The sequence below is a fragment of the Microbacterium neungamense genome (assembly GCF_024971095.1).
In the GTDB taxonomy this organism is placed as follows: Bacteria; Actinomycetota; Actinomycetes; order Actinomycetales; family Microbacteriaceae; genus Microbacterium; species Microbacterium neungamense.
Map to the genome: position 1 here is coordinate 131,096 of NZ_CP069717.1, position 24,523 is coordinate 155,618.

Sequence of the window (24,523 nt, forward strand, 5' to 3'; positions counted from 1 at the left end):
TCGAAAGCCGCTAGCGCTCGCCCAGCAGCTGGCCGCGGATGCGGCGGAGGTCCTCGAGCAGCGAACCGATGAGGATCCAGTGATCGGATGCCGGCGGCCGGACGACCAGCGGGGCGGTGAGCGCCGGGATCGCCGAGGTGACGGCATCCGGCTCGGGGGACAGGTCCGCCACCTGCACCGCGAGACGCACGTCGTGCCCGGCCCGGCGCAGCTGCTCGGCGATCGCGGCGACCGCGGGCTCGTCGGCGATGCTGTCGTCGTAGTGGTCGAAGTACGCCCGGGTCATCCCGATCACCTGCGTGACCACCGGCGAGAGCATGTCGAGCAGCCGGCGCATCTCGGCCAGGTCGTCGCGATGGCGGGAACGGCGGGGGTTGAGGGCGAGAGACTCCTCGCCGGCGACGACGGATGCCTCGGCGGCATCCCGCATCGGCCGCAGCAGCCGCGCCTGCAGCATCAGCTCCTGCAGCCGGGCCGCGGTCTGCGGAGTCGGCAGCGCCTCGGCGAGCCGATCCAGGGTCGCGGCCAGCTCGGCGCCGAGCAGGCCGAGGTCCCGGCGGGCCGGCGCGACCAGCACCGGCGGCACGATCAGCGCGTTCACGACGATCCCGATCAGCGCGCCGATCAGGGTCTCGGCGATGCGGGCCACCGCGTACTCCGGGCTGGACGACCCCAGCGCGAGCACCAGCATCGCCGAGATCGCCACCTGGTTCCCGGTGCCGGGGCTGGCCCGGAACGCCCACGCCGTGAGCATCGCCACCACGACCGCGAGCAGCACGATCCAGCTCGGCGAGCCCAGCAGCAGGCCGAGCAGGACGGCGATCACCACGCCGACGATGACGCCGGTGCTGCGCTCCAGCGCCTTCGCCAGCGACTGGTTCACGCTCGGCTGCACCACCAGCAGCGCGGCGATCGCCGCGAAGACCGGCAGCTGACCGGGCACGATCCAGCCAGCCAGCAGCCAGGCCGCGATCGTCGCCGCCGCCGACTTCACGACCTGCAGCAGCGAGGCCCGTCGGGTGGTGCGGATCGCGGCGGGGATGCGCATGCCTCTCACGCTAGTCGCGGCCGGGCCGGTCCCGAGGCGGGACGGCTGTCCGGGCGCGGATGCCCGGGGACGGATGCCCGGGGAGGGACGCTCGCGACGGATGCCCCAGGGCGGATGCCCGGGGGGCGGGGGGCCGGGCCGGCGCGCCGCGCCCCGTGCTGCGGCGCCGCGGAAGTTCCCTTGCACCCTCCCGGCGCCGCGCCGGCGCCGTTCCCGGTCCGCCATCCGCATCCTGTCGGCGGGCCGTGCTTCGATGGAGGGGATGGACGGGCACGGTGGGCAGGCGCGGGAGCAGGCGCTGCGGGAGCTGGGCCGGGGGCTGTGGGCGACGATCATCTGCTTCGTGATCGGCGCCGCGGCCGGCACGGCGGTGCTCTGGGGCGCCGCCCGACCGTTCGCCGGCGACGGCTCGGTGATCATCCCGGCCGCCGCGATCGCCGGGATCATCGCGGCGGGCGCCTTCGTCACGAGCACGTTGATGCACCGCCGCGGCGAGACCGGCCCGATGCCGCCCTGGCAGGCCGTCGTCTCCGACCTGTCGTCGGTGGCCCTCACGCTCGCGTTCGCGGCGGTGACCGGGCTGGGCGTGCTCCTCGCCGGCGAGGTGCTCGCGGCAGGCCTGCACGGGCTCGAGCTGCCGCCCCTCGGCGGAGGGGTTCTCGTCGGCGTGGCCTCCGCCGTCGGCGGGCGGCCGGCGTTCCGCGCCGGCATCCGTCTGCGCACCCGCGACATCGCCGGTCTGCTGTCGGGCTTCCTCGTCATCGGCACGCTGTTCGCGATGATCACCGCCACCGACCCCGGCTGGTGGGAGCGCAACTTCTCCCAGCTCGGCATCGGCGCCGGAGCGTGGGCGTTCAACGGGACGCTCATCATCGCCGGGCTCCTCGTCGCCACGGTCGGCTCGTACCTCGGCCGCGACCTGCACCGGATGCTCGGCGACGACGCGCTCCCACGGATCGCGGGCGTCGTGGCGGCCTGGGCGGCCTCCGGAGCGGCACTCGCCGCGGTCGGGCTGCTGCCGATCGACACCCTGCGCCCCGTGCACACGATCGCCGCGATCGCCGCGGTCGTCCTGCTCGTGCTCGCGGCCGTGCTCACCGCGTCGGCGATGCCGGAGGCGCCCGGGCTGCTCCGGGCCGTCACCGTCGGGCTGGTCGTGCTCGTCGCCGTCTCCGCGGCGCTGGCGATGGCGCGGGTGTACTCGGTGACGGTGCTGGAGAGCATCGTCACCGGCCTCGCGCTGCTGTGGCTGTCGACGCTCGTGCAGGTGGTCGGCGTGCTCGCACCGGATGCCTCGCGGCCGTCGGCCCGGCGCTCGCCGCTGCGTTGAGGCGGGCGACGCTTCGACGGGCTCAGCGTCCGGGGGGGACGGGCTCAGCGTCCGGACGGGCACGGCGTCCGGGGCGACGGGCTCAGCGGACGCTTCGACGGGCTCAGCGTCCCGGGCGTCCGCGCCGGGTCAGCTCTCGCGGCGGCGGACGATCTCCGCGATCCAGAGCGGGGCGAACGGGGAGGTGCATCCCGGCGGCGTCGGGTAGTCCGCGAGCACCTGCAGCCGCTCACCGATCGCGATCGCCCGGTCGCGCAGCGCGGGATGATGGATGCCGATCGTCGCAAGCGTCTCGTTCATCGCCCACTGCTCCCGCGCGGGCGCATCGCGAAGCTCGCGTTCGATCCGGTCGAGCAGCCCGTCGAGGTCGAGCCCTTCGGGCTTCTTCGCGACCCGGTCGGTGGTCAGCGACCAGCCGGCTGCCCGGGCATGAGCATCCGCATCGTCCAGCCAGCGCACCCGCATCTCCTCCGCGTGCGGCGACTTCCGGGCGATGTAGTTCACGAACCAGTCGTGCGCCTTCGCGCTGCGGGTGCTGCGCAGCATCCGATCGAGCTCCGCGGCATCCGCCTCACGCGGCTTGAGGATCAGCAGCGCCACGAGCTGACCCGCGACATCCCCCGAGTCCCACAGCGCCCGGGCGAGACCGGCATCCATCCCGAGCCGCTTGGCCACCCCGCGCAGCTGCGTGAGGTTCACGCCGTGCGCGTCGCCGTGCCGCTCGTTGACCGCCCGCATCTTCGGGTCCTCGAGGGCCGCGAGCTCCCCGAGCACCTCCGCGACGTCCGCCATACTCACAGCGTACGCACGAACGCCGGGGCGGCGTCTGGTTCCGCCGCGGCCGGTGCGGCATCATCGGAGGCAGCCGCATCCGTTCGAAAGGGGACGAGGATGTCCGACCAGATCTTCACCTACGCCGCGCTGGGGCTGTACTTCGCGGGCATGCTGCTCATCGGCTACCTGGCGTACCGGCGCACCGACGACCACGAGGACTACATGCTCGGCGGCCGCAGCCTGCCGCCGTGGGTCGCCGCGATCAGCGCCGGCGCGTCCGACATGTCCGGCTGGCTCGTGATGGGCCTCCCCGGCGCGATCTTCGCCGCCGGGCTCATCGAGGCCTGGATCGCGATCGGCCTCACGATCGGCGCGTACCTGAACTGGCTCCTCGTCGCGCCGCGCCTGCGTGCGTACACCGAGGTGTCGCGCAACTCGATCACGGTGCCGAGCTTCTTCGAGAACCGGCTCCGCGACACCAGCCGGATGCTGCGCATCCTGTCGGGCCTGGTGATCCTCGTCTTCTTCACGCTGTACATCTCCTCCGGCATGGTGGCGGCGGGCGTGTTCTTCGAGAGCTCCTTCGACGGCGACTACATGGTCGGGATGCTGTTCGTCGGCGGCATCACCCTGCTCTACACGCTGTTCGGCGGTTTCCTCGGCGCCTCCTTCACCGACGTGGTGCAGGGGCTGATGATGGTGGTCGCGCTCGTCGTCGTCCCGGTCGCGGCGATCATCGCGATCGGCGGCTTCGGGGAGACCGGCAGCCTCATCGCGGAGGCCGCGGGCGCGGGCCACCTGTCGCTGCTCGGCGGCAGCGCGATCACCGGCGCGACGGTGCTGTCGATCGTCTCCGCGCTAGCGTGGGGCCTCGGGTACTTCGGGCAGCCGCACATCGTGGTCCGGTTCATGGCGCTGCGCTCGCCGCAGGAGGCGAAGAGCGCGCGGCGCATCGGCATCAGCTGGATGGTCGTGTCGATGGGTGGCGCGGTCATCTCGGGCCTGGTCGGCATCGCCTACTTCGCGCAGCGCGGCATCGACCTGGAGAACCCGGAGACCGTGGTGCTGCTGATGTCGACCACGCTGATGCATCCGTTCATCGCGGGCCTCATCCTCGCCGCCGTGCTCGCCGCGATCATGAGCACGATCTCCAGCCAGCTCGTGGTGTGCTCCTCGGCGCTGGTCGAGGACCTCTACCAGGTGGCGCGGAAGACCCCGCCGTCGCAGAAGCGACTGGTGCTGATGGGCCGGCTCGCGGTGCTGGTGGTGGCGATCGTCGCGATCGTGCTGGCGATCACCCCGAACGACACGATCCTCGGACTGGTGTCGTTCGCCTGGGCCGGGTTCGGCGCCGCGTTCGGGCCGATCATCCTGCTCAGCCTGTTCTGGCGCCGGCTCACCCGCTGGGGCGCCCTCGCCGGCATGTTCGTCGGCGCCGCGACGGTGTTCATCTGGAAGGCGCTGGACACCGGCCTGTACGAGATGCTGCCGGCGTTCGTGTTCGCGACCGTCGCCGCAGTGGTGGTGAGCCTGCTCACCTACCGGCACAACGAGGAGATCCAGCAGGAGTTCACCGACACCGGGACCATGCTCACCCTGCCGCGTCCGCACGCGGTGGGCGACACCCCCTGACCCGCGGCCCGCGCCGCCGGTGAGCGGCGCGCATCTGAGGCCCCCGGCCGGGAAGATAGGGCATCCGCCCGATGCCCGCCGGGGGCCTCAGCGAGGAGCGTAGGGGTGTCGGAGAAGGAGATCCCATGTACGAGCATCCCTACCTCACCCACCGCATCAACGTCCTCGAGACGGAGCGCCTGGAGGCCGAGCTCGAGCGCCGTCGCCGGATCCTCGAGCAGCCTGAGCGCCTCATCCCGCGCGAGCGCTGGACCACCCGGCTGCGGGGGTTCTTCCGCGGTCGGACCGCGGGCGCGGTCGCGCCGGTCGCGCCGGTCGCGGACGGGCGGGCGGATGTGTCGACGGATGCCGCGGGCGCTGCCGTCTCGGTGACGGATGCCGCGGGCGCGGGCGCGGTGGCGCCGGCGGCGGACGCGGAGGCCTCGGGCCGGTCGGCCGCGCCGGCGGCTGCCGCGGGTGCATCCGTCCCGGACGCGGACCGGCCCGGTCACCAGGACGCCGCGGCGGAGCCCGCGTTGTGCTCCTCCGCCGCATGACGCTTCCGCGAGAGCGGCGCGGCGCCCGAGCATCCGCCCCGGCATCCGCACGGGCATCCCTGCCGGCACCCGCGCCCACCCCGGGCCCGGTCGACGGCCCCGAGGTCCTCGGCCGGACCGGCCCCGATGTCGGTGGCCGGTGGCACGATGAGAGCATGCCTCTCATCGCACCGACCGCCGAGATGGTGGGACGCGACGCCGAGCTGGGTCTGCTCGACGCCGCGCTGCGCCGCGCGGCAGCCGGCGAGACGGCATCCGTCCTCGTCTCCGGCGAGGCCGGCATCGGCAAGACCCGGCTGCTGCGCGAGTTCCGCGCCCGTGCCGAGACGAGTGCCGCGGTGTTCACCGGCTGGTGCGTGGACTACGGTGCGACTCCCGCGCCGTACGCGCCGCTCCCGGCCATCCTGCGCGGCGTGCTCGCCGAACTCGGCGAAGAGACGACGGCCGAGGCCGCCGGTCCCGCGCGGGCCGCGCTGCGACTGCTGCTGCCCGAGCTGGGCCCGGTCGACCGCGCCGCCGTCACCCCCGACGGACTCCGCGAGGCCATCGCGACCCTGCTCGAGGCCGCCGCCGCGCGCCGCCCCGTGGTCGTCCTCATCGAGGACCTGCACTGGGCCGACGACGCCACGCTCGCCATGCTGTCGTTCCTGCTCCGCGCGGTGTCCGGGCACGGCGTGCTGTTCGTGCTCACCTGCCGGGTCGACGAGGTGCGCCGCGGCGGCGCCGTCCGCAGCTTCCTGGTCGAGGCCGAGCGGGCGCGTCTGCTCGACCGCATCGCGCTCGGCCGGCTCGACCCGGTCGCGGTGCGGGCGATGGTCGAAGCGCTCAGCGGCCCCGTCGACGACGCCGTCTTCACCCGCCTGCTCGACCGGTCCGAGGGGGTGCCCTTCTTCGTCGAGGAGCTCTCCTGCAACGCCCTCGGCCCGCTGCCCGAGTCGTTGCGCGACGTGCTGCTGGCCCGGTTCGACCGGCTCGGCGATGACGCGAAGCGCGTGGTGCGCATCGCCTCCGCCTCCGACGCCCCGGTTCCGCACGAGCTGCTCGCCGACCTCGCAGCTCTCCCCGACGAGCGGCTCGACGAGGGCATCCGCGAGGCCGCCGCGGCGGCGATCCTCGCCGTGCGGCCCGACGACTCGTACGGGTTCCGGCACGCACTGCTGCGCGAAGCGGTGCACGACGACCTGCTCCCCGGGGAGCGCGCCCGGCTGCACCGCGCCTACGCCGAGGCGCTCGAGATCCGGGCCGCCGCGCCCGGCGCCTGCCTGGAGTCGGCGCTCGCCTACCACTGGCATCAGGCGCACGACGCTCCTCGTGCGCTCGCCGCGTCCATCGGCGCGATGGAGCGGTCCAAGGCCAGCTACGCGTTCTCGACCGCGGCCCGCTTCGGCGAGCTCGCGCTCGAGCTGTGGGACCAGGTGCCGGATGCCGCGGCCGCCGCCGGCATCGACCGGGTCTCGCTGCTGCGCCGGCTCGGGTCGATCCTGCGCAACGCCGGCGACGGGGAGCGCGCCCTCGCCGTGGTGAACCTCGCGCTCGACGAGGTCGACCCGGCGACGTCCGACCGCGGGGTCTACGTGCGGCTGCTGCGCGACAAGGCGCTGTACCTGCAGAACCTCGGCCGGCCCGGCGCGGCGGAGCTGCTGGCCGAGGCGCTCGCCGCCATGGACGGCCTGGACGACGACCGGCTCCGGGCCTCGGTGCTGAACCTGCTCGCCGGGCGCCACATGGTCGCCGCGCGCATCGACGAGGCCATCGAGACCGCCGACGCCGCGTACCGGATCGCCGAGCGGCTCGGCGACCACTCGCAGATGTCGATCGCGGCGAACACGCGGGCCGCGTCGCGGGTGCACCGCGGCGACGTCGAGGGCGGTCTGGAGGACTACCGGCTCTCCTGGCAGCGGGCGACCGACGACTCCGCGCGTCTGCGCTACTACGTGAACTACTCCGACGTGCTGCACCACCTCGGGCGGCACCGCGAGGCCGTGCGGGTCGCCGAGGAGGGGATCGCCCGCGCACGGACCCTCGGCGTGGAGCGCACCACCGGCTCGATCCTCACCCAGAACGTCGCCGAACCGCTGCTGCAGCTCGGCGAGGTCGATCGGGCCGAGCAGCTGCTGGCGCGCGACCTCACCTTCCGCACCCACCGCATCTTCCGGGTGTACACGATGGCGACCCGGATGCGGGTCCTCGCCTGGCGGGGACGGATCGCCGAGGCGAGGGCGCTGCTCGCCGAATGGCGGGAGACGATGGCCGCCGTCGCCCCGTTCGAGCGCCAGGTGGAGTACTCCCTGCTGAGCACCGAGCTCGCCATCCACCTCGGCGCCGGCGAGGCCGAGGAGGCCGCCGCCGTGATCCGCCGGTTCCTCGCCGCCGACGGGCCGCTGATCGGGCACGCCTCGCGGCTGCTGCTGGAGGCCGGGTGGGTCGTCAGCGCCGTGCGCGCCGACGGGCGGATGCCGGATGCCGCGGCGCTCGCCGAATCCGTCCGGACCGCCTGGGCGGCGCTGCCGCCGGGGCTGCGCCCGGAAGGCTGGAGTGTCGTGCTCACCGCCCTGCTCGACGGCGCCCCCGACGTGCTCCGCGCCGCGCTGCCGGTGACGGACGAGGACGACATGCCGGCCGCATTCCGGGTCGTCGTGCGCCTCGACCTCGCGCGACGGCTGATCCACGACGGGGAGCGCGCCGAAGCGGCATCTGCGCTGTCGGCCGCCCGCGAGATCGCCGCCGCGATCGGCAACGCCCGGCTGCAGCAGGAGGCGGACGAGCTCGCCCTGGCATCCGGCCTCTCCGGCGAACCCGCGGCACCCGCGCTGGCCGAGCTGACCGCGCGCGAGAGCCAGGTCCTGGACCTGCTGGCCGAGGGGCTGAGCAACCGGCAGATCGGCGAACGGCTGTTCATCAGCGTAAGACCGTCAGCGTGCACGTCTCGGCGATCCTGCGCAAGCTCGGCGTGACCACCCGCACCGAGGCCGCCGTCGCCGCCACCCGCCGCGTCGGCGCCTGAGAACCGGCAGAACGCGTCCGGCACAGCGGCAGCCGTGCTGAAATCCTCGCCGACGACACCTTGCGGGAATACCCCAGTGGGGTATCTGTTGTACCCTGGTGAACACCCCAGAGGGGTATCGCGAACAGGAAGGTGAGAAACATGACCACGACCGAGTTCCAGGTGACCGGGATGACGTGCAGCCACTGCGAGATGTCCGTTCGTGAGGAGGTCGCGAAGGTCCCCGGCGTCGAGAGCATCGACGTCAGCGCGCAGACCGGACGGCTCGTCGTCTCCTCGTCCGCGCCCGTCGACCCCGCCGCGGTCATCGCCGCGGTCGACGAGGCCGGCTACCAGGCGGAGTCCGCCTGATGAACGCCGCGGCACGCCTCGGCCTCTTCGGCGTGGGGCTGGTGGCGGTGTTCGGCCTCGCCGCAGCCGCAGCGGGCGCTCTCGCGCCCGACGGCATCGCCACCCCCGCGGCCACCGAGACCGCGGCTTCGCAGGAGGAGCAGGACATGAAGGATCACAACGCACACGGCGGCGCCGGACACGGCGCCTCGGCCGGAGCGGATGCCGGGCACGGCGCCGGCCACCTGGGCGGCCTCGCGCTCGCCGACGGCGGGTTCGTGCTGGACGCCGTCGCGGCTCCGGCATCCGTCGGGGAGCAGGGGTCGCTGAGCTTCCGCATCCTCGGCGCCGACGGCGCACCGGTCACCGCGTACGACGTCGCGCACGAGAAGGAGCTGCACCTCATCGTCGTCCGCACCGACGGCGCGCACTTCCGGCACGTGCATCCCGAGCGGGCGGCCGACGGCACCTGGTCGCTGCCGTGGAGCTGGGACGCGGCGGGCAGCTATCGCCTGTTCGCCGACTTCACGGCCTCCGGCGCCGAGCCGGTGACCCTCGCCCGCACGATCGACGTCGCCGGCGACCTGCGGCCCGTCGACCCGCAGCCGACCGCGCACGCCACCGTCGACGGCTACGACCTGCACCTGAGCGGCGAGCTGGCCGCCGGCGCGGCATCCGAGCTCACCATCACGGTCTCGCGGGGCGGAGAGCCCGTCACCGAGCTCGAGCCGTACCTCGGTGCGTTCGGCCACCTCGTCGCGCTCCGTCAGGGAGACCTCGGCTACGCGCACGTGCACCCGGAGGGCGACGAGCCCGAGCCCGGCGACACGTCCGGGCCGGAGGTGCGCTTCGCCGCCACCGTCCCGACCGACGGCCGGTACCTGCTGTACTTCGACTTCCAGATCGGCGGCGTCGTGCGGTCCGTGCCGTTCGTCGTCGACACGGTCGGAGCGGCCGCGTCCGGCGGCGAGGACGCCGGGCACGGTCACGGCGGCACGGGACATGACGACGGCGGCGACACCGGCGGCGACTCCGGCCACGACGACACCGGCTCCGGCGACCACAGCCACTGAGCCCGCCCATCCGTCACCACGAACACCACGTCGAGGAGCATCATGAGCACCGCAGAGCAGACCCGGATCGAACTCGAGATCGGCGGGATGACCTGCGCCTCCTGCGCCATGCGCATCGAGAAGAAGCTGAACAAGCTGGACGGGGTCACCGCGACCGTCAACTACGCCACCGAGAAGGCGCAGGTCACCGCCGACGGACCCGTCGATCCGGCCCTGCTCATCTCGACTGTCGAGGGCGCCGGGTACACCGCGACGCTCCCGGCCCCGCCCGCGGACACCGACGGCACGTCCGACGATTCCGCCGAGGACCCCGAGCTGCGCACCCTCCGGCAGCGGCTGATCGGATCGATCGTGCTGTCGGTGCCGGTGATCCTGCTGGCGATGATCCCCGCGCTGCAGTTTCCGTACTGGCAGTGGCTGTCGCTCACCCTCGCGGCACCGGTCGTCGTCTGGGCGGCGTGGCCGTTCCACCGCGCCGCCTGGCTGAACCTGCGCCACGGCTCCGCCACCATGGACACGCTGATCAGCCTCGGCACCTCGGCGGCGTTCCTGTGGTCGCTGTACGCGCTGTTCCTCGGCACCGCCGGGCAGCCGGGCATGATCCACGGCTTCTCGTGGACCATCGCCCCGAGCGACGGCGCCGGCAACATCTACCTCGAGGTGGCCTCCGGCGTCACGATGTTCATCCTCGCCGGCCGCTACTTCGAGAAGCGCGCCAAGCGCCGCGCCGGCGACGCGCTGCGGGCCCTGCTCGAACTGGGCGCCAAGGACGTCGCGGTGATCCGGGACGGCGCCGAGACCCGCATCCCGATCTCCGAGCTGCACGTCGGCGACGAGTTCGTGGTGCGCCCGGGGGAGAAGATCGCGACCGACGGGGTCGTGGTGTCCGGGTCCTCCGCGGTGGACCGGTCGATGATCACCGGCGAGTCGGTGCCCGTCGAGGTCGGCGCCGGGGACGCCGTGACCGGCGCGACGGTGAACGCCGGCGGGCGGCTCGTCGTGCGGGCGACCCGGGTGGGCGCGGACACGCAGCTCGCGCAGATGGCGCGCCTGGTCGAGGAGGCGCAGACCGGCAAGGCCGAGGTGCAGCGCCTCGCCGACCGTGTCTCCGGGGTGTTCGTGCCGATCGTCATCGCGATCGCCGTCGCCACGCTGGGCGCATGGATCGGCGCCGGATTCCCGCTCTCGGCCGCGTTCACCGCCGCGGTCGCCGTGCTCATCATCGCCTGCCCGTGCGCGCTGGGTCTCGCCACGCCGACGGCGCTGCTGGTCGGCACGGGGCGCGGGGCGCAGCTGGGCATCCTGATCAAGGGCCCGGAGGTGCTGGAGTCCACGCGTCGCGTCGACACGATCGTGCTCGACAAGACCGGGACGGTGACCGAGGGGCGGATGAGCGTCGTCGACGTCATCCCCGAGGAGGGGACGGATGCCGCGGAGCTGCTCCGTCTGGCCGGCGCGGTCGAGCACGCCTCCGAGCACCCGATCGCCCGCGCCGTCGCCGCCGCGGCCCTGGCGCCCCGGTCGTCCACCGAGGACGGCACTTCCCGGTCGTTGAGCGAGGACGGCGGAGCCGCCCGAGACGAAACGCGTTCCGCTTCCCGAACCCTCCCTCCCGTCGAGTCCTTCCAGAACACCGAGGGCCGCGGCGTCAGCGGTGTCGTCGAGGGACGCGCCGTGCTCGTCGGGCGGCTGTCGCTGCTGGAGGACTGGGCGATCCACCCCTCGACGCGCCTCCTCGACGCGAAGGCAGGTGCCGAGGCCGCCGGTCAGACGGCCGTGCTCGTCGCCTGGGACGGCGCACCCCGCGGCGTGATCGTCGTCGCCGACCGGGTGAAGCAGACCAGCGCCGAGGCGGTGGCCTCCTTCCGCGACCTGGGCCTGACCCCGGTGCTGCTCACCGGCGACAACGAGGCGGCCGCGCGGCACATCGCCGCGGAGGTGGGCATCGACGAGGTGATCGCCGAGGTGCTCCCGGCCGACAAGGTCGACGTCGTCCGGCGGCTGCAGCAGGAGGGGCGTGTCGTGGCGATGGCCGGCGACGGCGTCAACGACGCCCCCGCGCTCGCGCAGGCCGACCTCGGCCTGGCGATGGGCACCGGCACGGATGTCGCGATCGAGGCATCCGACATCACCCTCGTCCGCGGCGACCTGCGTGCGGCGGCGGATGCCATCCGGCTGTCGCGCCGCACCCTCGCCACCATCAAGGGCAACCTGTTCTGGGCCTTCGGCTACAACGTCGCGGCGCTGCCGCTGGCCGCCCTGGGCCTGCTGAACCCGATGATCGCCGGCGCCGCGATGGCGTTCTCGAGCGTCTTCGTCGTCGGCAACAGCCTGCGGCTGCGCCGGTTCCGCTGACCGGCGCACACGCTCGGGAGGAGAACTCGGCCAGCGGCGGATCGCCGGGCCGGATTCCTCCTCCCGAGCGTGAGAACTCCTCCCGAACGGATGCCGGGGGCCGGACGCCGACGGCCCGGGCCCCGAACGGATGCCGGGGCCCCGCCCTAGACTGCCACCGTGAGCGATCAGGCCGTGAGGGTCGCCGAAAGGGAGGAGCGGCGATGATCGCCGACGAGGAGCTGCTGCAGGAGATCGCCGGAATGCTCGACCACGACGGGATGCTCGATATCGGTACGATGTTCCGCCGGCCGGGCATCCGCGCCGACGGAAAGATCGTGGCCTTCCTCGGCGCCGACGACCGGATGATCACGAAGGTGCCGCGCGAGCGGGCCCTCGAGCTGATCGCCGCCGGCGAGGCATCCGAGGTCACGATGGGGAAGCGGACCATGCGCGAGTGGATCTCCGTGCCCGCGGCCGCCGACCGCGACGGCACCCTGGCCCGGTGGACGCCACTGGTGCGCGAAGCGCTCGCGTACGTGACGTCGCTCGGCGGAGGTGCTTGACTCGGACGGGACCCGAGAGCACCGGAAGGGGTGATCCATGCGCCACACGCCGCGTTACATCATGGACGACGTCGACGAGGTCAGGGAGCTGATCCGCCGGCATCCGTGGGCGACGTTCGTCTCGCCGGCGTCCACCGGGCTCGTCGCCTCGCACTACCCGATCCTGATCGACGAGGAGGACCGGGAGGGCATCACGATCGTGAGCCACTTCGGGCGTCCGGACGACGAGCTGCACGAGCTCGGCAGGCACGAGATCCTCGTGATCGTGCAGGGGCCGCACGACTACGTGTCCTCCAGCTGGTACGCCCCGGGCGACCTCGTGCCGACCTGGAACCACCTCACCGCGCACCTGTACGGGGTGCCGGAGATCCTCGGGTTCGAGGAGAACTACGCCATGCTCTCGCGTCTCACCGATCACTTCGAGCACGGCCGGCCCGGCGGACGCAGCCTCGCCGAGGACGAGGAGGGCACACGGCGCATCGCCCGCGGCACGGTGGGTCTGCGGATGCGGGTGACGCGCTTCGACGCGCGCCAAGCTCAGCCAGAACAAGACGCCCGAGGTGCGCGAGAACATCATCCGGCACGTCGAGGGCGGGAACCCGGAGCTCGCCGAGGAGATGCGACGGCGCAACTGACGGCGCCCGCCGGAGTCGCCGGGGCAGGCGCCCCGGGTCAGGCGCTCTCGGCTCGGCCGGCGCGCCAGTAGCCCATGAACGCGACCGAGCGGCGGTCGACGCCGAGGTCGCGCACCAGGTGCCGGCGCAGCGCGGTGATGGTGCCGGCCTCGCCGGCGAGCCAGGCGTGCGTGGTCGGCTTCGTCGGGCTGGTCGCCCCGCACGCCGCCCGCGCCCTCGTCGGCGCCCGGCACACGCGAGTGATCCCGGTGGCGGTGCTGCTCGGTGCCGTGCTCGTCGGGACGGCGGATGCCATCGGCCGCACCGTGCTCGCCCCCGCCCAGCTGCCCGCCGACCTGGTCGTCGCCCTCCTCGGCGCCCCGTACTTCGTCTGGCTCCTCTGGAGATCGCGGGACGCGTAGCCCGGAGCGGGCGGCCCGCCCGCCGCACCTCCCGCGGGCCTTGGGGGTGCGCGATTCTCCCGGCGGTCGGGCGGATGCCGGTCGCCGGGAGCTTTCCGCATCGCGGGAGGTCGTCGCGCGTGCGGGATCCTCCCCGCGGCGCGCGGGCAACAGCGCGAGTCGCGAACGCTCGGCGTTCTGGGCATCCGCATAGCCGGGGCATCGACGCGCCCCAGACGCACGTGGTGTTCTCTTCCCCTGGGAAAGGACGACACCATGAACTCCACCGACCCCCGCTGGCTCGACGCGAACGGCCACGAGATCGATGAGGACCACCGCGGCCTCGTCTACGACATCCGCACGCTCATCGACCGCCGGCGGGCGCTCGGGATCTTCGGCGGGATCGCCGCGACGGCGCTGCTCGCCGCGTGCGCACCGCCCTCCGACACCGGCGCGAATAGCACGAGCACCACGGGCACCGACGGTCGCCCCGCCCCGCCCGACGGCGGCCAGGGCGGCGCTCCGACCGGACAGGACAACAGCGACCTCCTCGAGGGGGAGGTGCCGAACGAGACCGCCGGCCCCTACCCGGCCGACGGCTCGAACGGGGTGAACGTGCTCGACGACTCCGGCATCGTGCGCAGCGACATCCGTTCCAGCTTCGGCTCGTCGGCCACGACGGCCGAGGGCGTCCCGCTCGACATCGTGCTCACCGTCCGCGACGCCACCACGGGCGCGGCGATGGCGGGTGCCGGCGTGTACCTCTGGCACTGTGACCGCGACGGCAACTACTCGCTGTACTCGGATGCCGCGAAGAACGAGAACTACCTGCGCGGCGTGCAGGAGACCGACGACACCGGCACGGTGCGCTTCCGGTCGATCTACCCGGCGTGCTACTCCGGCCGGTGGCCGCACATCCACTTCGAGGTGTATCAGGACGTCGCCACGGCGGTCGCGACCGGACCGATCGTGAAGACCTCGCAGATCGCCCTGCCCGAGGAGACGAACGCCAAGGTGTACGCGACCTCGGGGTACGAGTCGAGCGTGCGCAACGCCTCGCGGGTGACGCTCACCGGCGACAACGTGTTCGGCGATGACGGCGGCATCCTGCAGCTGGCGACGATGACCGGCAGCGTCGACGACGGCTACACGGCTGCGCTGTCGATCGCGGTGTGATGATGGCATCCGATCGCGGTGTGACCGATGGCATCCGATCACGGTGCCGCGACGGCATCCGTCCGCCGGCCGCGAACGCCCAGGCGATTCCGATCACCTGTGCGTAACGTCGAAGACATGACCACGGTTCCCGTCGACGCCGCCGCGATCGCGGAGGCCAGGCAACTGCGAGACGCGTTCCAACGGTTCCTGCGGGAGTACGAGTTCGGGATGCGGGAGGTCGAGACCAAGATCTCCATCCTGCGCGACGAGTTCACCCACAACCACGCGTACAACCCGATCGAGCACGTGAAGAGCCGGCTGAAGTCGCCGGACAGCATCGTCGAGAAGGTTGCGCGGAAGGGCATCGAGCCCGACTTCGACACCATCCGTCGCGAGATCACCGACATCGCCGGGGTGCGGGTCACGTGCAGCTTCGTCTCCGACGTGTACCGGCTGTTCCAGCTGCTCACCCAGCAGGACGACGTCACCGTGAAGATCGTGAAGGACTACATCGCCCAGCCGAAGCCGAACGGCTACCGCAGCCTGCACGCGATCGTCGAGGTGCCGGTGTTCCTCTCCACCGGACCGGTGCCGGTGCCGGTCGAGGTGCAGTTCCGCACCATCGCGATGGACTTCTGGGCGAGCCTGGAGCACAAGATCCACTACAAGTTCCAGGGGCAGGTGCCGAGCCATCTGGTGCAGAGCCTCACCGAGGCGGCCGAGGCCGCCGGTGAGCTCGACCTGCGCATGGAGCGGCTGCACCACGAGGCGCACGCCGTGAACCAGCGGGCTCTGGAGGCCTGACTCCCGGGACGACCTGCCCTTCCCGCCACATTGTGTCCGGTGAGGTGGGTTGTCGCGCCCCGGACCAGCACGACGCGACACAATGTGTCGCCGGGGGGATCAGCCCAGGAACGTGCGGGCGGCGGTGGTCATCGCGGTGACGCCGACGTCGATGGTCGGATGCAGGACGGGCGCGAAGAACGGGGAGTGGTTGGTCGGGATGTCGCGGTCGACCGTCCCCGCCCGCGCGGCGGCCCGGTAGTCGTCGGGGTCGATGCCGCCCCAGAACCAGAACACCAGCGGCGCGCCGGCGTCGCGGGCGAACCACGACACGTCCTCGCTTCCAGTGAACAGCCCCGGGTCGACGACGGCGTGCTCGCCGAACTCCTCGTGGAACGCGGCGACGACCCGCGCCGTGGCATCCGGGTCGTTGATCGTCGCCGGGAGGGTGTGCAGGGTCGAGATCTCCGGCTCCCGTTCGGCTCCGGATGCCAGGGCTTCCGCCCGGATCACCCGCTCTACCTTCTCGAGGACCTTGTCGCGCAGCGCCTCGTCCGGGTACCGGAGGCTGAGCTGCAGCGTGGCATCCGCCGGGATGATGTTGTTCTTGGTGCCGGCGTGGATCGCCCCGACGGTGACCACCGCCAGCTCCCGCGGGTCGACCTCGCGCGACACAACGGTCTGCAGCCGCATCACGGTGGAGGCGGCCATCACGATCGGGTCGATGGTGGCGTGTGGCCGGGATCCGTGCCCGCCGCGGCCGTGCATCACCACCTGGATGCCGTCGGATGCCGACATCTGCGGCCCCGGGCGCACGCCGATCACGCCGGCGGGCAGCGGGGTGAGGTGCTGCCCGAGGACCACGTCCGGGCGGGGGAAGCGCGCCAGCATCCCGTCGTCGAGCATGGTGCGGGCCCCGGCGCCGAACTCCTCGGCGGGCTGGATGATCACGACGACGGTGCCGTGCCACTCAGCGCGGTCGGCGACCAGGCGCTCCACGGCGCCGATCATCGCGGTGACGTGCATGTCGTGGCCGCACGCGTGCATCACCGGCACGGTGTGCCCGTCGGGGTCGACGCCGGTCGCGGTGGACGCGTAGGGCAGGCCGGTGTCCTCCTTCACCGGGAGGGCGTCCATGTCGGCGCGGAGCCAGACGACCGGGCCGGATGCCTGGGCGGGCTCGCCGCCCTGACCGCGCTTGGGGTTGCGGAGCACACCGACCACGCCGGTGACGCCGACGCCCTCGTGCACCTCGAGTCCCAGGTCGCGCAGGTGCGCGGCGGCGATGCCGGCGGTGCGGGTCTCCTGGAACGACAGCTCCGGATGCCGGTGCAGGTCGGTGTACAGCGCTTCGAGGTCGATGGCCATACGGGTGAGCCTAGCGAGCGGTGACGCTCCGACGGCTCGGCGTCCACCCGCACGTTCTGACACATTGTGTCCCGAGGGGTGGGTCGTCCCGACGGGCACCCGCAGGTACGGACACAATGTGTCGCGACGGGTGGGTGGGGCTGCGGATGGATGGGGCTCCGGGTGGGTGGGGCTGGGGGCCAGGCGCGCCGTCAGCCGATCCAGGACGCGAGGGCGTCGACGGAGTCGCCGTAGTTGACCCGGATCACGGGGAGCGCCAGCTTGTCGGTGCCCGGGGTGACGTAGCCCCACTCGATCGTGCGCCCGAAGGTGAAGCCGGCCTTCGCGGTGCCCTCCTTCGTGGTCTCGGTGTAGTGACCGAACGGGTACGCGACGACCTCCTTGGCGCCGAGGATGGCGGCCGAGGTCTCCAGGTCGGCGGCGATCTGCTCGGCGGACCAGTTCGTCATCCGGCCGCGGCCGTTCTCGCCCGCCTCGTGCATGTCGTGCGTGTGCGAGCGCTGCAGCACGTAGGGCGACGGCGACGGGTCCTGTCGGTACTCGGTGATCACGAACGACGTCGTGAGGACCTTGTGCTTCACCACCACCGGCACGGCCAGGTCGAACCAGGTCGGGTCGGCGTCGTCGTCGGTGACGATCACGGACCGCGGCGGAAGGTACAGCCGCCCGTCGACGAACGCGTCCAGCTCGTCGTGCGCCGTGTCGGCGTCGGCGTCGGCGCGCCGGCCGCCGTGCGCTCGCCGGATGCCGGGGACTGCTCTCCGCGCAGGGCCGGCATCAGCGCGAACGCGGCGACGGCGGCACCCGCCAGCGCCACGGCGCCGATCACGGTGAACGTCAGACGGCGCCGCCGCCGGCGGGAGTACCGGCGGGGGCGCGGAGCGGGGAGGGTCACGCCTTGATCCTAGGGACGGCGAGGGTCATTCCCCGGACGCCGGGCGGATGTCGTCCGGATGGCCCGCGGAAGCGTGCGGAACCCCGCGACGTCACTCCGGCCGGCGCTGCTCCATCAGGGCGAGCGGGCGGCCCTCCAGGTCGGTGAAGAAGGCCATCCACTCCTGGCATCCGTCCTCGTGGGTGTGGATGAGCTGCGGCTCGTGCGTGAAGACGACCCCGCGCTCGCCGAGGTCGGCCCGCGCCCGCTCGATGTCCGGCACCCGGAAGTACAGGATCGACTCCTCGTGCACCGGCCCGTCGCCCTGGGAGAGGAACAGTCGCGTGCCGTCGCACTCGAAGAAGCTCAGCGTGCCGAACGTGTAGAGGTGGCGCAGCCCGAGCACATCCCGGTACCACGCCTCGGCGGCCGCGATGTCGTCGACGGAGCGGGAGATCTGGCCGATCGGGCCGAGCGAGACGGCGTCCATGCGGCGACGGTACCACCGCGCTGATGCCGGCGTCAGCCCCGCAGGTCGGCGACGAGCTCCTCGACGCGGCGGCGGATCTCGTCGCGGATCGGCCGCACCGCCTCGATGCCCTGACCGGCGGGGTCGTCGAGTTTCCAGTCCTCGTAGCGCTTGCCGGGGAAGAACGGGCAGGCGTCGCCGCAGCCCATCGTGATCACGACGTCGGAGGCCTGCACGGCATCCGTCGTGAGCACCTTCGGCTGCTCGCCGGCGATGTCGATGCCCACCTCGGCCATCGCCGCGACGGCCACCGGGTTGATGTCGGATGCCGGCATCGAGCCGGCCGAGCGCACCTCGATGCGTCCGCCGCCGAGTTCGCGGAGGAACCCCGCGGCCATCTGCGAGCGCCCGGCGTTGTGCACGCAGACGAAGAGGACGGAGGGCTTGGCGTCGGTCATCGGGTCTCCTCGGGGATGTCCAGGGTGGCGAGCAGAGCGCGGACGCGCCCGGCGATGTCGTCGCGGATGGCGCGGGCGCCCTCGGCGGATGCCAGGGCGGGATCGCCCACGGCCCAGTCCTCGTAGCGCACCCCCGGGATCACCGGGCACACGTCGCCGCAGCCCATCGTGACGACGACGTCGACGGCGCGGACCGCGTCGTCGGTGAGCGGCTTGGGGAAGCGCTCGGCCGCGGCGTCCCCCTCGATCTCAGCGAGCAGCGTGCGCACGTGGGGATGCACGGCGTCCGCGGGCTGGGAACCGGCCGACCGCGCGATCACGCGGCTGCCGCTGATGCTGTTCACCAGCGCGGCGGCCAGCTGCGACCGGCCGGCGTTCGCGACGCACACGAACAGCACCTGTGGAGCCGATGCCGCGCGATCGGGGCCGAGACCCGCGCGGCGCAGATCGGCGAGGCGCTGGCGGGCGAAGCGCTCGGTCAGCGGGATCAGCGCCGAGGTCACTCTCGCGCTGCGCGCCAGCGAGGTGTACGACTCGCGGACGATCTGCAGCACGGCATCCGGGGCGAACGCGGGCGTCTCGGCGGCGAGCTGCTCCGCGAGGCGGGTCACGCGGCCGTCGAGGTCGGGCAGGCGAGCGGCGTGCGGCTCGCCGGCATCCGGCGTCCCCACGGCGGCCGGGGCGAACGCCTCGAGCAGCGCCGTGACGGCGGCGCGCCGCCGCGGCTCGATGCGGTACCACACCCAGGTGCCGCGGCGCTCGGAGCGCAGGATGCCGGCCTCCTTGAGCACCTTTAGGTGGTGGGACACGGTCGGCTGCGAGACATCGGCGAGGGCCGCCAGGTCGCACACGCAGCATTCGCCGCGGGGGTCGGCGGCGATGGCGGAGAGCATCCGCAGCCGCAGCGGCTCGGACAGCGCCTTGAGCGCGCTCGCGACCGAGGCTGCCGCTTCGGCGCCGATGGCGTGCGCGGCCGTCGGCGTGCACACCGGTTCATCGGCGAGTGCCGTGCTCGTCATGCGATCAGCTCCCGCATTGTCGCCGCCGCGCTCACGGGCGGTCCTGTTTTGATCCGCGTCTATATTGACAGGGATCGAGGCAGAGGACAACACCGGATGCTCCGCAGCGTGAGGAGCCGATCGGTCAGCCGGCCGCCTCCGTCAACAGCGCTGCGCGGAGGGTGCGCTCCATCCAGTCCCGGTGCGTCTTCGTGCTCCACCCGGCCTGCAGCACGAGAGCCTCCCAGGTCGCCGGCGACCCGATCGACCAGATGGTCGCCGCGGCCTCGGCGTCGGACAGCTCGGGACGCAGACCGCCGCGCTCGCGCAGCGTGACGGCGGCGCGGCCGTAGCGCTCCAGCCGCTGCTGCGCTCGCCGGGTCTGCAGGGTGGCGATCTCAGGGTCCACCGCGGCGGCCTGGGCGATCACCCGGTGGACGGCGTGGGTGCGCGCGTTCGCCTCGGCCAGCCAGTCCGCGAGGACGGCGATCACCGCCCGGGCGTCGCCGGCGCGGTCGATCCGGTCGGCGAGGAACTCCACCACGGGCCTGTCCTCGGTGCCCGCCGCGCTGCGATCGAGCACGGCGGAGAGCACGGCGGCCTTGCCGCCGACGGTGATGTAGACGGTCTGCACGGCTGCGCCGGCCTCCCGCGCGATCATGCCGATCGTGGTCGCGACGTAGCCGTGCTGCCGGAACAGCCGGTCGGCGGCGTCCACGATGGCCGCGCCGGTCGCCGCCTGCGCCGCGTGCCGGCGAGAAGGTCTTGCCGTGGCCTGCTCCATGTTCTTAGAACAGCGTTCTATCAAATGGAATCACGTTCTAAGGAGCGTGTCATGGACACCGACGTCCTCGTCATCGGCGCAGGTCAGTGCGGCCTCGCTCTCAGCCGCGAACTGCGCGACCGCGGCGTGGCGCACGAGGTGCTCACCGGCGACGACGCGCCGGGGGACGTCTGGCGCCGGCGCTGGGACTCGCTGCGCCTGTTCACGCCGGCGCGGTTCGACGCCCTGCCGGGGATGCCGTTCCCGGCGCCGCCCCGGCACCGGCCGACGGCGGCCGAGTTCGCCGGGTACCTCGACGACTACGCCGAGCGCGCCGCCGTCCCGCTGCACACCGGCACCCGGGTCGCCCGCGTGACCGCCGACCCGTCTGGAGGATTCGTCGTCGGCACCGCGGAGCGCTCGTGGCGCAGCCGGCGCGTCGTGATCGCCACGGGCGGGGACAGCCGTCCCCGCGTTCCGGCTGCGGCGGCCGAGCTCGACCCGGGGATCCGGCAGCGGCACACGTCGGAGTACCGCCGGCCGGACGATCTGCCGGGGCGGCGGGTGCTCGTCGTCGGGTGCGGCACCTCCGGCGTGCAGCTCGGCGTCGAGCTCGCCCGCGCCGGCAGGGATGTCACGGTCGCCGGGCGGCCGAGGCCCCGCATCCCGCGCCGCCTGCTCGCCGTCGCCGGCACGGCCTGGTTCGCCTTCCTGCACCGGGTGCTCACCCGGGCGACGCCGATCGGACGGAAGGCCGCGCTCCGGGCGCCCTACGCCGGCGCGCCCCTGATCGGGATCACCGCCCGGGACCTGGACGAGGCCGGCGCGGCGCGCGGACCGCGGATGACCGGTGTCTCCGGCGGGCTGCCGGTGCTCGAGGACGGGCGGGTCGTCGAGTGCGACGCCGTGCTCTGGGCGACCGGCTACCGGTCCGACCTGGGCTGGGTCGAAGGTCTCGCGGTGGACGATCGGGGCCTGCCCGCGCACATCCGGGGGCTGTCCACCGACGTGGACGGCCTCGCCTTCCTCGGCCTGCCGTTCCAGTTCGGTCTGACCTCGACCCTGATCGGCGGCGCGGGCAGGGATGCGGCGTTCGTCGCCGACGCGCTCGCGCGCACCGCCGCGCCGACGGTGAAGGCTGGGTAGGGATCCCCAGGTCGGCGTGCTATGGTGAAGCGTCCCTCCCACCGGAGGCCTACTTTTCAGCACAGCCCGCGATCGCTTCCCGCGACGTGTGCGGCATCAACACCCAGGATCCGATCTCTGCGCTTCTGTTCGGCACGGATCCACCGAAAGCACACTTCTTGACCTACGCAGTCGGCTGCGGGGAATGCGCCCCCGGCCTCGTTCATTGGCGTGACGCGGACATCGATGTCCGGGTCGCCACCCGATCCGGCGAGTACGCCGGTCATGTCGTCGTCGACCCCGACGGCGTCTTCGCCCACGGTCCGCGCGGTCAGCGGCTCGGCCGGTTCGACTCCCTCCCGGATGCCGAGGCCGCTGTCGCCGCCTTCGACCCCGAAGCGGATGCCGCCGCCGTGGCCTCCCGCTCCCAGACCCCTCATCGTGCCCGCCGGAAGTTCCGGCGCGGCGCCCCCGGTCGCGCAAGCGGCCCGATTAACAGAAAGAAGAAGCACATGGCCACTGGCACTGTGAAATGGTTCAACTCGGAGAAGGGCTTCGGCTTCATCGCTCCGGACGACGGTTCGGACGACCTGTTCGCCCACTTCTCGGCGATCGCCGGGTCGGGCTTCAAGGAGCTCCGCGAGAACCAGAAGGTCGAGTTCGACCCCGAGCGCGGCCCCAAGGGCATGCAGGCGGTGAACATCCGCGCTCTCTGAGCGCCCTGCGACTCGAACCGGCCGGATCCTTCGGGGTTCGGCCGGTTTGTCGTCTGCCGAGCCGCGGCCGCGCATGCAGGTCCTCCGCTTCACCGCAGCTGCGCGAAGCGCTCGACCTTCGCGATCGGGCCGACCACGAGCACAGTGTCCCCGGCACCGAGGACGGTCTCGGGGGAGGCGTTGGTCCACGAGCCCTCCTCCGAGCGGTGCGCGGCGACCGTGACACCGTGGGACGCCCGCACCGCGGCGTCGGCGAGGGTCACGCCGTGCAGAGACCGCGGTGCCGTCGTCTTCACGATGGCGAACCCCTTGTCGATCTCCAGGTAGTCCGCGGCGGCCCCGCGCACGAGGTGGGCGACTCTGCGGCCCATATCCTTCTCCGGGTAGATGACGCGGTGCACGCCCAGCTGCTCGAGCACGGCGCCGTGCCGCTCGTCCACGGCCTTCGCCCAGATCACCGGTACCTGCAGCTGCAGCAGCAGCGAGGCGGTGAGGATGGAGGCGGTGATGTCGCTGCCGATCGCGACGACGACGCGATCGAAATCGCCGATCGCGAGCTGCTGCAGCACCTCGAGCTTCGTGGAGTCGGCGCGGACCACCTGGGTGAGTTCACCGTTCAGCGCCTGCACGATGTCCTCGTCGCCGTCGATGCCGAGCACCTCGGTCCCGGAAGCCATCAGCTCCAGGGCGAGGGACGTGCCGAAGCGGCCCAGCCCGATGACGGCGACGGAGTCGGCCTCGGCGATGCGGCGGGCGTCATGGCCGAACGACAGGAAGGTGGACACGGGCGGATCCTTTCGTGATGGGCATCCGTGATCAGCCGATCGCGGGACGCTCCTTGGGGAGTTCGTAGGCGATGCGCCGCTCGCGCAGGGCGAGGGCGGAGCCGAGGGTGAGCGGGCCGAGCCGGCCGAGGAACATGAGCGCGACGAGGATGAGCTTCGCCGCCGCCGGCAGGTCGGCGGTGATGCCGGTGGACAGGCCGACGGTCGCGAACGCCGACACCGCCTCGAAGAGCACCTTGTCGAGGTCGAGCTCCGTCATCGCGAGGATCGCGATCACGCCAGCCATCACGGCGGCGATCGCGACCAGAACCACCGTGATCGCCTCGCGGTGCACCGCGCGGGACAGCCGCTTGCCGAACACGTTCACCGCCGCGCCGCCGCGCAGCTCGGTCCACATGATGAAGAACAGCACCGCGAACGTGGTGACCTTGATGCCGCCGGCGGTGCCGGCGGGCCCGGCGCCGATGAACATCAGCACGTCGGTGATGAGCCAGGTCTCGTCGTGCAGCTGCGCGATGTCCACCGAGTTGAACCCGGCGGTGCGGGCCTGCACCGAGTACACGAAGCCGGCCAGCAGCCGCGACGCCGGGTCCAGGGCGCCGAAGGTGCCGGGGTTGTCCCACTCGGTGACCGTGACGCTCAGCATCCCGACCGCCAGCAGCGCGGCGGTGCCCACGAGCACGATCCTGGTGTTCATGGTCCAGTGCAGCGGGCGGCGCAGTTCGCGGCGCAGCTGGCGCAGCACCGGGAAGCCGAGACCGCCCAGGATGGTGGCCGCGCACAGCGGGAGGGTGATCCACGGGTCGGTGACGAAGCCCATCAGGCTGTCGCTGTACAGGGCGAACCCGGCGTTGTTGAACGAGGACACCGCGTGGAAGACGGCGTGCCAGGCGGCTCGGGCAGGGTCGTACCCGTGGCCGGTCGTGAACCGCAGGAACAGCAGGACCGCGACGACCCCCTCGATCACGAGGGTGGTGGCCAGGATGCCCGCCGCGAGCCGGCGCACGTTCCCGGCATCCGGCGACTTCGTCTCGGTGCTGGTGATCAGGCGCGAGCGCACCGACAGCCGTCGCGCCAGGGCGATGCCGACGAGCGCCGCGAACAGCATGATCCCCAGCCCGCCCAGCTGGATGAGCAGCATGATGACGATCTTGCCGAACGGGCTCCAGTACACGGCGGTGTCGACGACGATGAGGCCGGTCACACAGACCGCCGATGTGGAGGTGAACAGCGCCTCGACAGGACCGGTCCAGCGAGCCCCGGCGGACGAGATCGGCAGCATCAGGACCAGCGCCCCCAGCACGATGGTCGTGCCGAATCCGGTCGCGATGGCCTGGGCGGGGGCGAGCGGGTGGTGGCGGCCGGTGCGCGGCGCCATCACACC

The 24,523-nt window shown here is 72.7% G+C and carries 24 protein-coding genes and 2 pseudogenes; 14 read left to right on the forward strand and 12 right to left on the reverse strand.

Going from position 1 to position 24,523, the window contains the following annotated elements; all coding sequences use genetic code 11:
- Positions 1-10 precede the first annotated feature (10 nt).
- Positions 11-1,048 (reverse strand): FUSC family protein, encoded by a 1,038-nt coding sequence (locus JSY13_RS00655; protein WP_259607108.1) that lies wholly within the window; start codon positions 1,046-1,048, stop codon positions 11-13.
- Positions 1,049-1,310: 262 nt separating this feature from the next.
- Here JSY13_RS00655 and JSY13_RS00660 point away from each other — a divergent pair, with 262 nt between their 5' ends.
- Complete coding sequence (locus tag JSY13_RS00660; protein ID WP_259607109.1) at positions 1,311-2,378, forward strand: DUF998 domain-containing protein; 1,068 nt, start codon at positions 1,311-1,313, stop codon at positions 2,376-2,378.
- 129 nt (positions 2,379-2,507) lie between these two features.
- Here the strand turns inward: JSY13_RS00660 and JSY13_RS00665 are convergent, their stop codons facing one another.
- Positions 2,508-3,170 (reverse strand): DNA alkylation repair protein, encoded by a 663-nt coding sequence (locus tag JSY13_RS00665; protein WP_259607110.1) that lies wholly within the window; start codon positions 3,168-3,170, stop codon positions 2,508-2,510.
- A gap of 99 nt (positions 3,171-3,269) precedes the next feature.
- On the opposite strand from JSY13_RS00665, the gene putP reads away from it, so the two are divergent.
- The 8 genes from putP to JSY13_RS00705 all read left to right on the forward strand — a co-directional run bounded on the left by putP (position 3,270) and on the right by JSY13_RS00705 (position 13,333).
- Complete coding sequence (gene putP, locus JSY13_RS00670; protein ID WP_259607111.1) at positions 3,270-4,784, forward strand: sodium/proline symporter PutP; 1,515 nt, start codon at positions 3,270-3,272, stop codon at positions 4,782-4,784.
- Between the two features lie 125 nt (positions 4,785-4,909).
- A complete protein-coding gene (locus JSY13_RS00675) occupies positions 4,910-5,320 on the forward strand; it encodes a hypothetical protein (RefSeq protein WP_259607112.1) in 411 nt (136 codons plus the stop codon).
- Positions 5,317-8,274 carry an ATP-binding protein gene (locus JSY13_RS00680; RefSeq protein ID WP_259607113.1) on the forward strand — a complete coding sequence of 986 codons (2,958 nt, stop codon included), beginning with the start codon at positions 5,317-5,319 and terminating at the stop codon, positions 8,272-8,274. The genes JSY13_RS00675 and JSY13_RS00680 overlap by 4 nt, the downstream gene beginning before the upstream one ends.
- Positions 8,275-8,465: 191 nt before the next feature.
- Positions 8,466-8,675, forward strand: coding sequence for a heavy-metal-associated domain-containing protein (locus JSY13_RS00685; protein ID WP_259607114.1), 210 nt, complete (start codon positions 8,466-8,468; stop codon positions 8,673-8,675).
- Positions 8,675-9,727, forward strand: a complete 1,053-nt coding sequence (locus JSY13_RS00690) for a DUF8832 domain-containing protein (protein ID WP_259607115.1) — start codon at positions 8,675-8,677, stop codon at positions 9,725-9,727. Before JSY13_RS00685 ends, JSY13_RS00690 begins: the two co-directional genes overlap by 1 nt.
- 42 nt (positions 9,728-9,769) lie before the next feature.
- Positions 9,770-12,082, forward strand: a complete 2,313-nt coding sequence (locus JSY13_RS00695) for a heavy metal translocating P-type ATPase (protein WP_259607116.1) — start codon at positions 9,770-9,772, stop codon at positions 12,080-12,082.
- Positions 12,083-12,285: 203 nt separating this feature from the next.
- Positions 12,286-12,627: a TfoX/Sxy family protein gene (locus JSY13_RS00700; RefSeq protein WP_259607117.1), complete on the forward strand. Its 342-nt coding sequence runs from the start codon at positions 12,286-12,288 to the stop codon at positions 12,625-12,627.
- A gap of 37 nt (positions 12,628-12,664) precedes the next feature.
- Positions 12,665-13,333, forward strand: coding sequence for an FMN-binding negative transcriptional regulator (locus JSY13_RS00705; RefSeq protein ID WP_336297693.1), 669 nt, complete (start codon positions 12,665-12,667; stop codon positions 13,331-13,333).
- Here JSY13_RS00705 and JSY13_RS00710 read toward each other — a convergent pair.
- Positions 13,300-13,431, reverse strand: a pseudogene (locus JSY13_RS00710) (SIP domain-containing protein); the annotation flags it as partial. The gene JSY13_RS00705 and the pseudogene JSY13_RS00710 overlap by 34 nt on opposite strands.
- A gap of 1 nt (position 13,432) precedes the next feature.
- On the opposite strand from JSY13_RS00710, the pseudogene JSY13_RS00715 reads away from it, so the two are divergent.
- The 3 genes and pseudogenes from JSY13_RS00715 to JSY13_RS00725 form a co-directional block, all read left to right on the forward strand.
- Positions 13,433-13,663, forward strand: a pseudogene (locus JSY13_RS00715) (iron chelate uptake ABC transporter family permease subunit); the annotation flags it as partial.
- 255 nt (positions 13,664-13,918) lie between these two features.
- On the forward strand, positions 13,919-14,818 hold the full coding sequence (locus JSY13_RS00720; RefSeq protein WP_259607118.1) for a dioxygenase family protein: 900 nt from the start codon (positions 13,919-13,921) through the stop codon (positions 14,816-14,818).
- Positions 14,819-14,935: 117 nt separating this feature from the next.
- A complete protein-coding gene (locus tag JSY13_RS00725; protein WP_259607119.1) occupies positions 14,936-15,604 on the forward strand; it encodes a GTP pyrophosphokinase in 669 nt (222 codons plus the stop codon).
- 99 nt (positions 15,605-15,703) lie between these two features.
- On the opposite strand, the gene JSY13_RS00730 is transcribed toward JSY13_RS00725, so the two are convergent.
- The 7 genes from JSY13_RS00730 to JSY13_RS00760 form a co-directional block, all read right to left on the reverse strand.
- A complete protein-coding gene (locus tag JSY13_RS00730) occupies positions 15,704-16,951 on the reverse strand; it encodes an amidohydrolase (RefSeq protein WP_259607120.1) in 1,248 nt (415 codons plus the stop codon).
- A gap of 191 nt (positions 16,952-17,142) precedes the next feature.
- On the reverse strand, positions 17,143-17,592 hold the full coding sequence (locus tag JSY13_RS00735) for a polysaccharide deacetylase family protein (RefSeq protein ID WP_259607122.1): 450 nt from the start codon (positions 17,590-17,592) through the stop codon (positions 17,143-17,145).
- On the reverse strand, positions 17,589-17,846 hold the full coding sequence (locus JSY13_RS00740; RefSeq protein ID WP_259607123.1) for a hypothetical protein: 258 nt from the start codon (positions 17,844-17,846) through the stop codon (positions 17,589-17,591). Before JSY13_RS00740 ends, JSY13_RS00735 begins: the two co-directional genes overlap by 4 nt.
- A gap of 91 nt (positions 17,847-17,937) precedes the next feature.
- Positions 17,938-18,315, reverse strand: a complete 378-nt coding sequence (locus JSY13_RS00745) for a VOC family protein (protein ID WP_259607124.1) — start codon at positions 18,313-18,315, stop codon at positions 17,938-17,940.
- 32 nt (positions 18,316-18,347) lie between these two features.
- Entirely contained in the window at positions 18,348-18,752 is a 405-nt protein-coding gene (locus tag JSY13_RS00750) for an arsenate reductase ArsC (RefSeq protein ID WP_259607125.1), read from the reverse strand.
- Positions 18,749-19,771 carry a metalloregulator ArsR/SmtB family transcription factor gene (locus JSY13_RS00755; RefSeq protein WP_259607126.1) on the reverse strand — a complete coding sequence of 341 codons (1,023 nt, stop codon included), beginning with the start codon at positions 19,769-19,771 and terminating at the stop codon, positions 18,749-18,751. Before JSY13_RS00755 ends, JSY13_RS00750 begins: the two co-directional genes overlap by 4 nt.
- A gap of 124 nt (positions 19,772-19,895) precedes the next feature.
- On the reverse strand, positions 19,896-20,534 hold the full coding sequence (locus JSY13_RS00760) for a TetR/AcrR family transcriptional regulator (RefSeq protein WP_259607127.1): 639 nt from the start codon (positions 20,532-20,534) through the stop codon (positions 19,896-19,898).
- Positions 20,535-20,585: 51 nt separating this feature from the next.
- On the opposite strand from JSY13_RS00760, the gene JSY13_RS00765 reads away from it, so the two are divergent.
- On the forward strand, positions 20,586-21,659 hold the full coding sequence (locus JSY13_RS00765) for a flavin-containing monooxygenase (protein WP_259607128.1): 1,074 nt from the start codon (positions 20,586-20,588) through the stop codon (positions 21,657-21,659).
- Positions 21,660-22,150: 491 nt separating this feature from the next.
- Positions 22,151-22,354 (forward strand): cold-shock protein, encoded by a 204-nt coding sequence (locus JSY13_RS00770; RefSeq protein WP_259608224.1) that lies wholly within the window; start codon positions 22,151-22,153, stop codon positions 22,352-22,354.
- Positions 22,355-22,443: 89 nt separating this feature from the next.
- Here the strand turns inward: JSY13_RS00770 and JSY13_RS00775 are convergent, their stop codons facing one another.
- Together JSY13_RS00775 and JSY13_RS00780 are read right to left on the reverse strand one after the other, a co-directional pair.
- Complete coding sequence (locus JSY13_RS00775) at positions 22,444-23,139, reverse strand: potassium channel family protein (RefSeq protein ID WP_259607129.1); 696 nt, start codon at positions 23,137-23,139, stop codon at positions 22,444-22,446.
- 31 nt (positions 23,140-23,170) lie between these two features.
- Complete coding sequence (locus JSY13_RS00780; RefSeq protein ID WP_259608225.1) at positions 23,171-24,517, reverse strand: TrkH family potassium uptake protein; 1,347 nt, start codon at positions 24,515-24,517, stop codon at positions 23,171-23,173.
- Positions 24,518-24,523 lie beyond the last annotated feature (6 nt).

Bases quoted from the DNA above. Each gene is read 5' to 3' on its own strand.
- JSY13_RS00655 (WP_259607108.1), bottom strand. From the start codon at position 1,048: ATGCGCATCCCCGCCGCGATCCGCACCACCCGACGGGCCTCGCTGCTG.
- JSY13_RS00660 (WP_259607109.1), top strand. From the start codon at position 1,311: ATGGACGGGCACGGTGGGCAGGCGCGGGAGCAGGCGCTGCGGGAGCTG.
- JSY13_RS00665 (WP_259607110.1), bottom strand. From the start codon at position 3,170: ATGGCGGACGTCGCGGAGGTGCTCGGGGAGCTCGCGGCCCTCGAGGAC.
- putP (WP_259607111.1), top strand. From the start codon at position 3,270: ATGTCCGACCAGATCTTCACCTACGCCGCGCTGGGGCTGTACTTCGCG.
- JSY13_RS00675 (WP_259607112.1), top strand. From the start codon at position 4,910: ATGTACGAGCATCCCTACCTCACCCACCGCATCAACGTCCTCGAGACG.
- JSY13_RS00680 (WP_259607113.1), top strand. From the start codon at position 5,317: ATGACGCTTCCGCGAGAGCGGCGCGGCGCCCGAGCATCCGCCCCGGCA.
- JSY13_RS00685 (WP_259607114.1), top strand. From the start codon at position 8,466: ATGACCACGACCGAGTTCCAGGTGACCGGGATGACGTGCAGCCACTGC.
- JSY13_RS00690 (WP_259607115.1), top strand. From the start codon at position 8,675: ATGAACGCCGCGGCACGCCTCGGCCTCTTCGGCGTGGGGCTGGTGGCG.
- JSY13_RS00695 (WP_259607116.1), top strand. From the start codon at position 9,770: ATGAGCACCGCAGAGCAGACCCGGATCGAACTCGAGATCGGCGGGATG.
- JSY13_RS00700 (WP_259607117.1), top strand. From the start codon at position 12,286: ATGATCGCCGACGAGGAGCTGCTGCAGGAGATCGCCGGAATGCTCGAC.
- JSY13_RS00705 (WP_336297693.1), top strand. From the start codon at position 12,665: ATGCGCCACACGCCGCGTTACATCATGGACGACGTCGACGAGGTCAGG.
- JSY13_RS00720 (WP_259607118.1), top strand. From the start codon at position 13,919: ATGAACTCCACCGACCCCCGCTGGCTCGACGCGAACGGCCACGAGATC.
- JSY13_RS00725 (WP_259607119.1), top strand. From the start codon at position 14,936: ATGACCACGGTTCCCGTCGACGCCGCCGCGATCGCGGAGGCCAGGCAA.
- JSY13_RS00730 (WP_259607120.1), bottom strand. From the start codon at position 16,951: ATGGCCATCGACCTCGAAGCGCTGTACACCGACCTGCACCGGCATCCG.
- JSY13_RS00745 (WP_259607124.1), bottom strand. From the start codon at position 18,315: ATGGACGCCGTCTCGCTCGGCCCGATCGGCCAGATCTCCCGCTCCGTC.
- JSY13_RS00750 (WP_259607125.1), bottom strand. From the start codon at position 18,752: ATGACCGACGCCAAGCCCTCCGTCCTCTTCGTCTGCGTGCACAACGCC.
- JSY13_RS00755 (WP_259607126.1), bottom strand. From the start codon at position 19,771: ATGACGAGCACGGCACTCGCCGATGAACCGGTGTGCACGCCGACGGCC.
- JSY13_RS00760 (WP_259607127.1), bottom strand. From the start codon at position 20,534: ATGGAGCAGGCCACGGCAAGACCTTCTCGCCGGCACGCGGCGCAGGCG.
- JSY13_RS00765 (WP_259607128.1), top strand. From the start codon at position 20,586: ATGGACACCGACGTCCTCGTCATCGGCGCAGGTCAGTGCGGCCTCGCT.
- JSY13_RS00770 (WP_259608224.1), top strand. From the start codon at position 22,151: ATGGCCACTGGCACTGTGAAATGGTTCAACTCGGAGAAGGGCTTCGGC.
- JSY13_RS00780 (WP_259608225.1), bottom strand. From the start codon at position 24,517: ATGGCGCCGCGCACCGGCCGCCACCACCCGCTCGCCCCCGCCCAGGCC.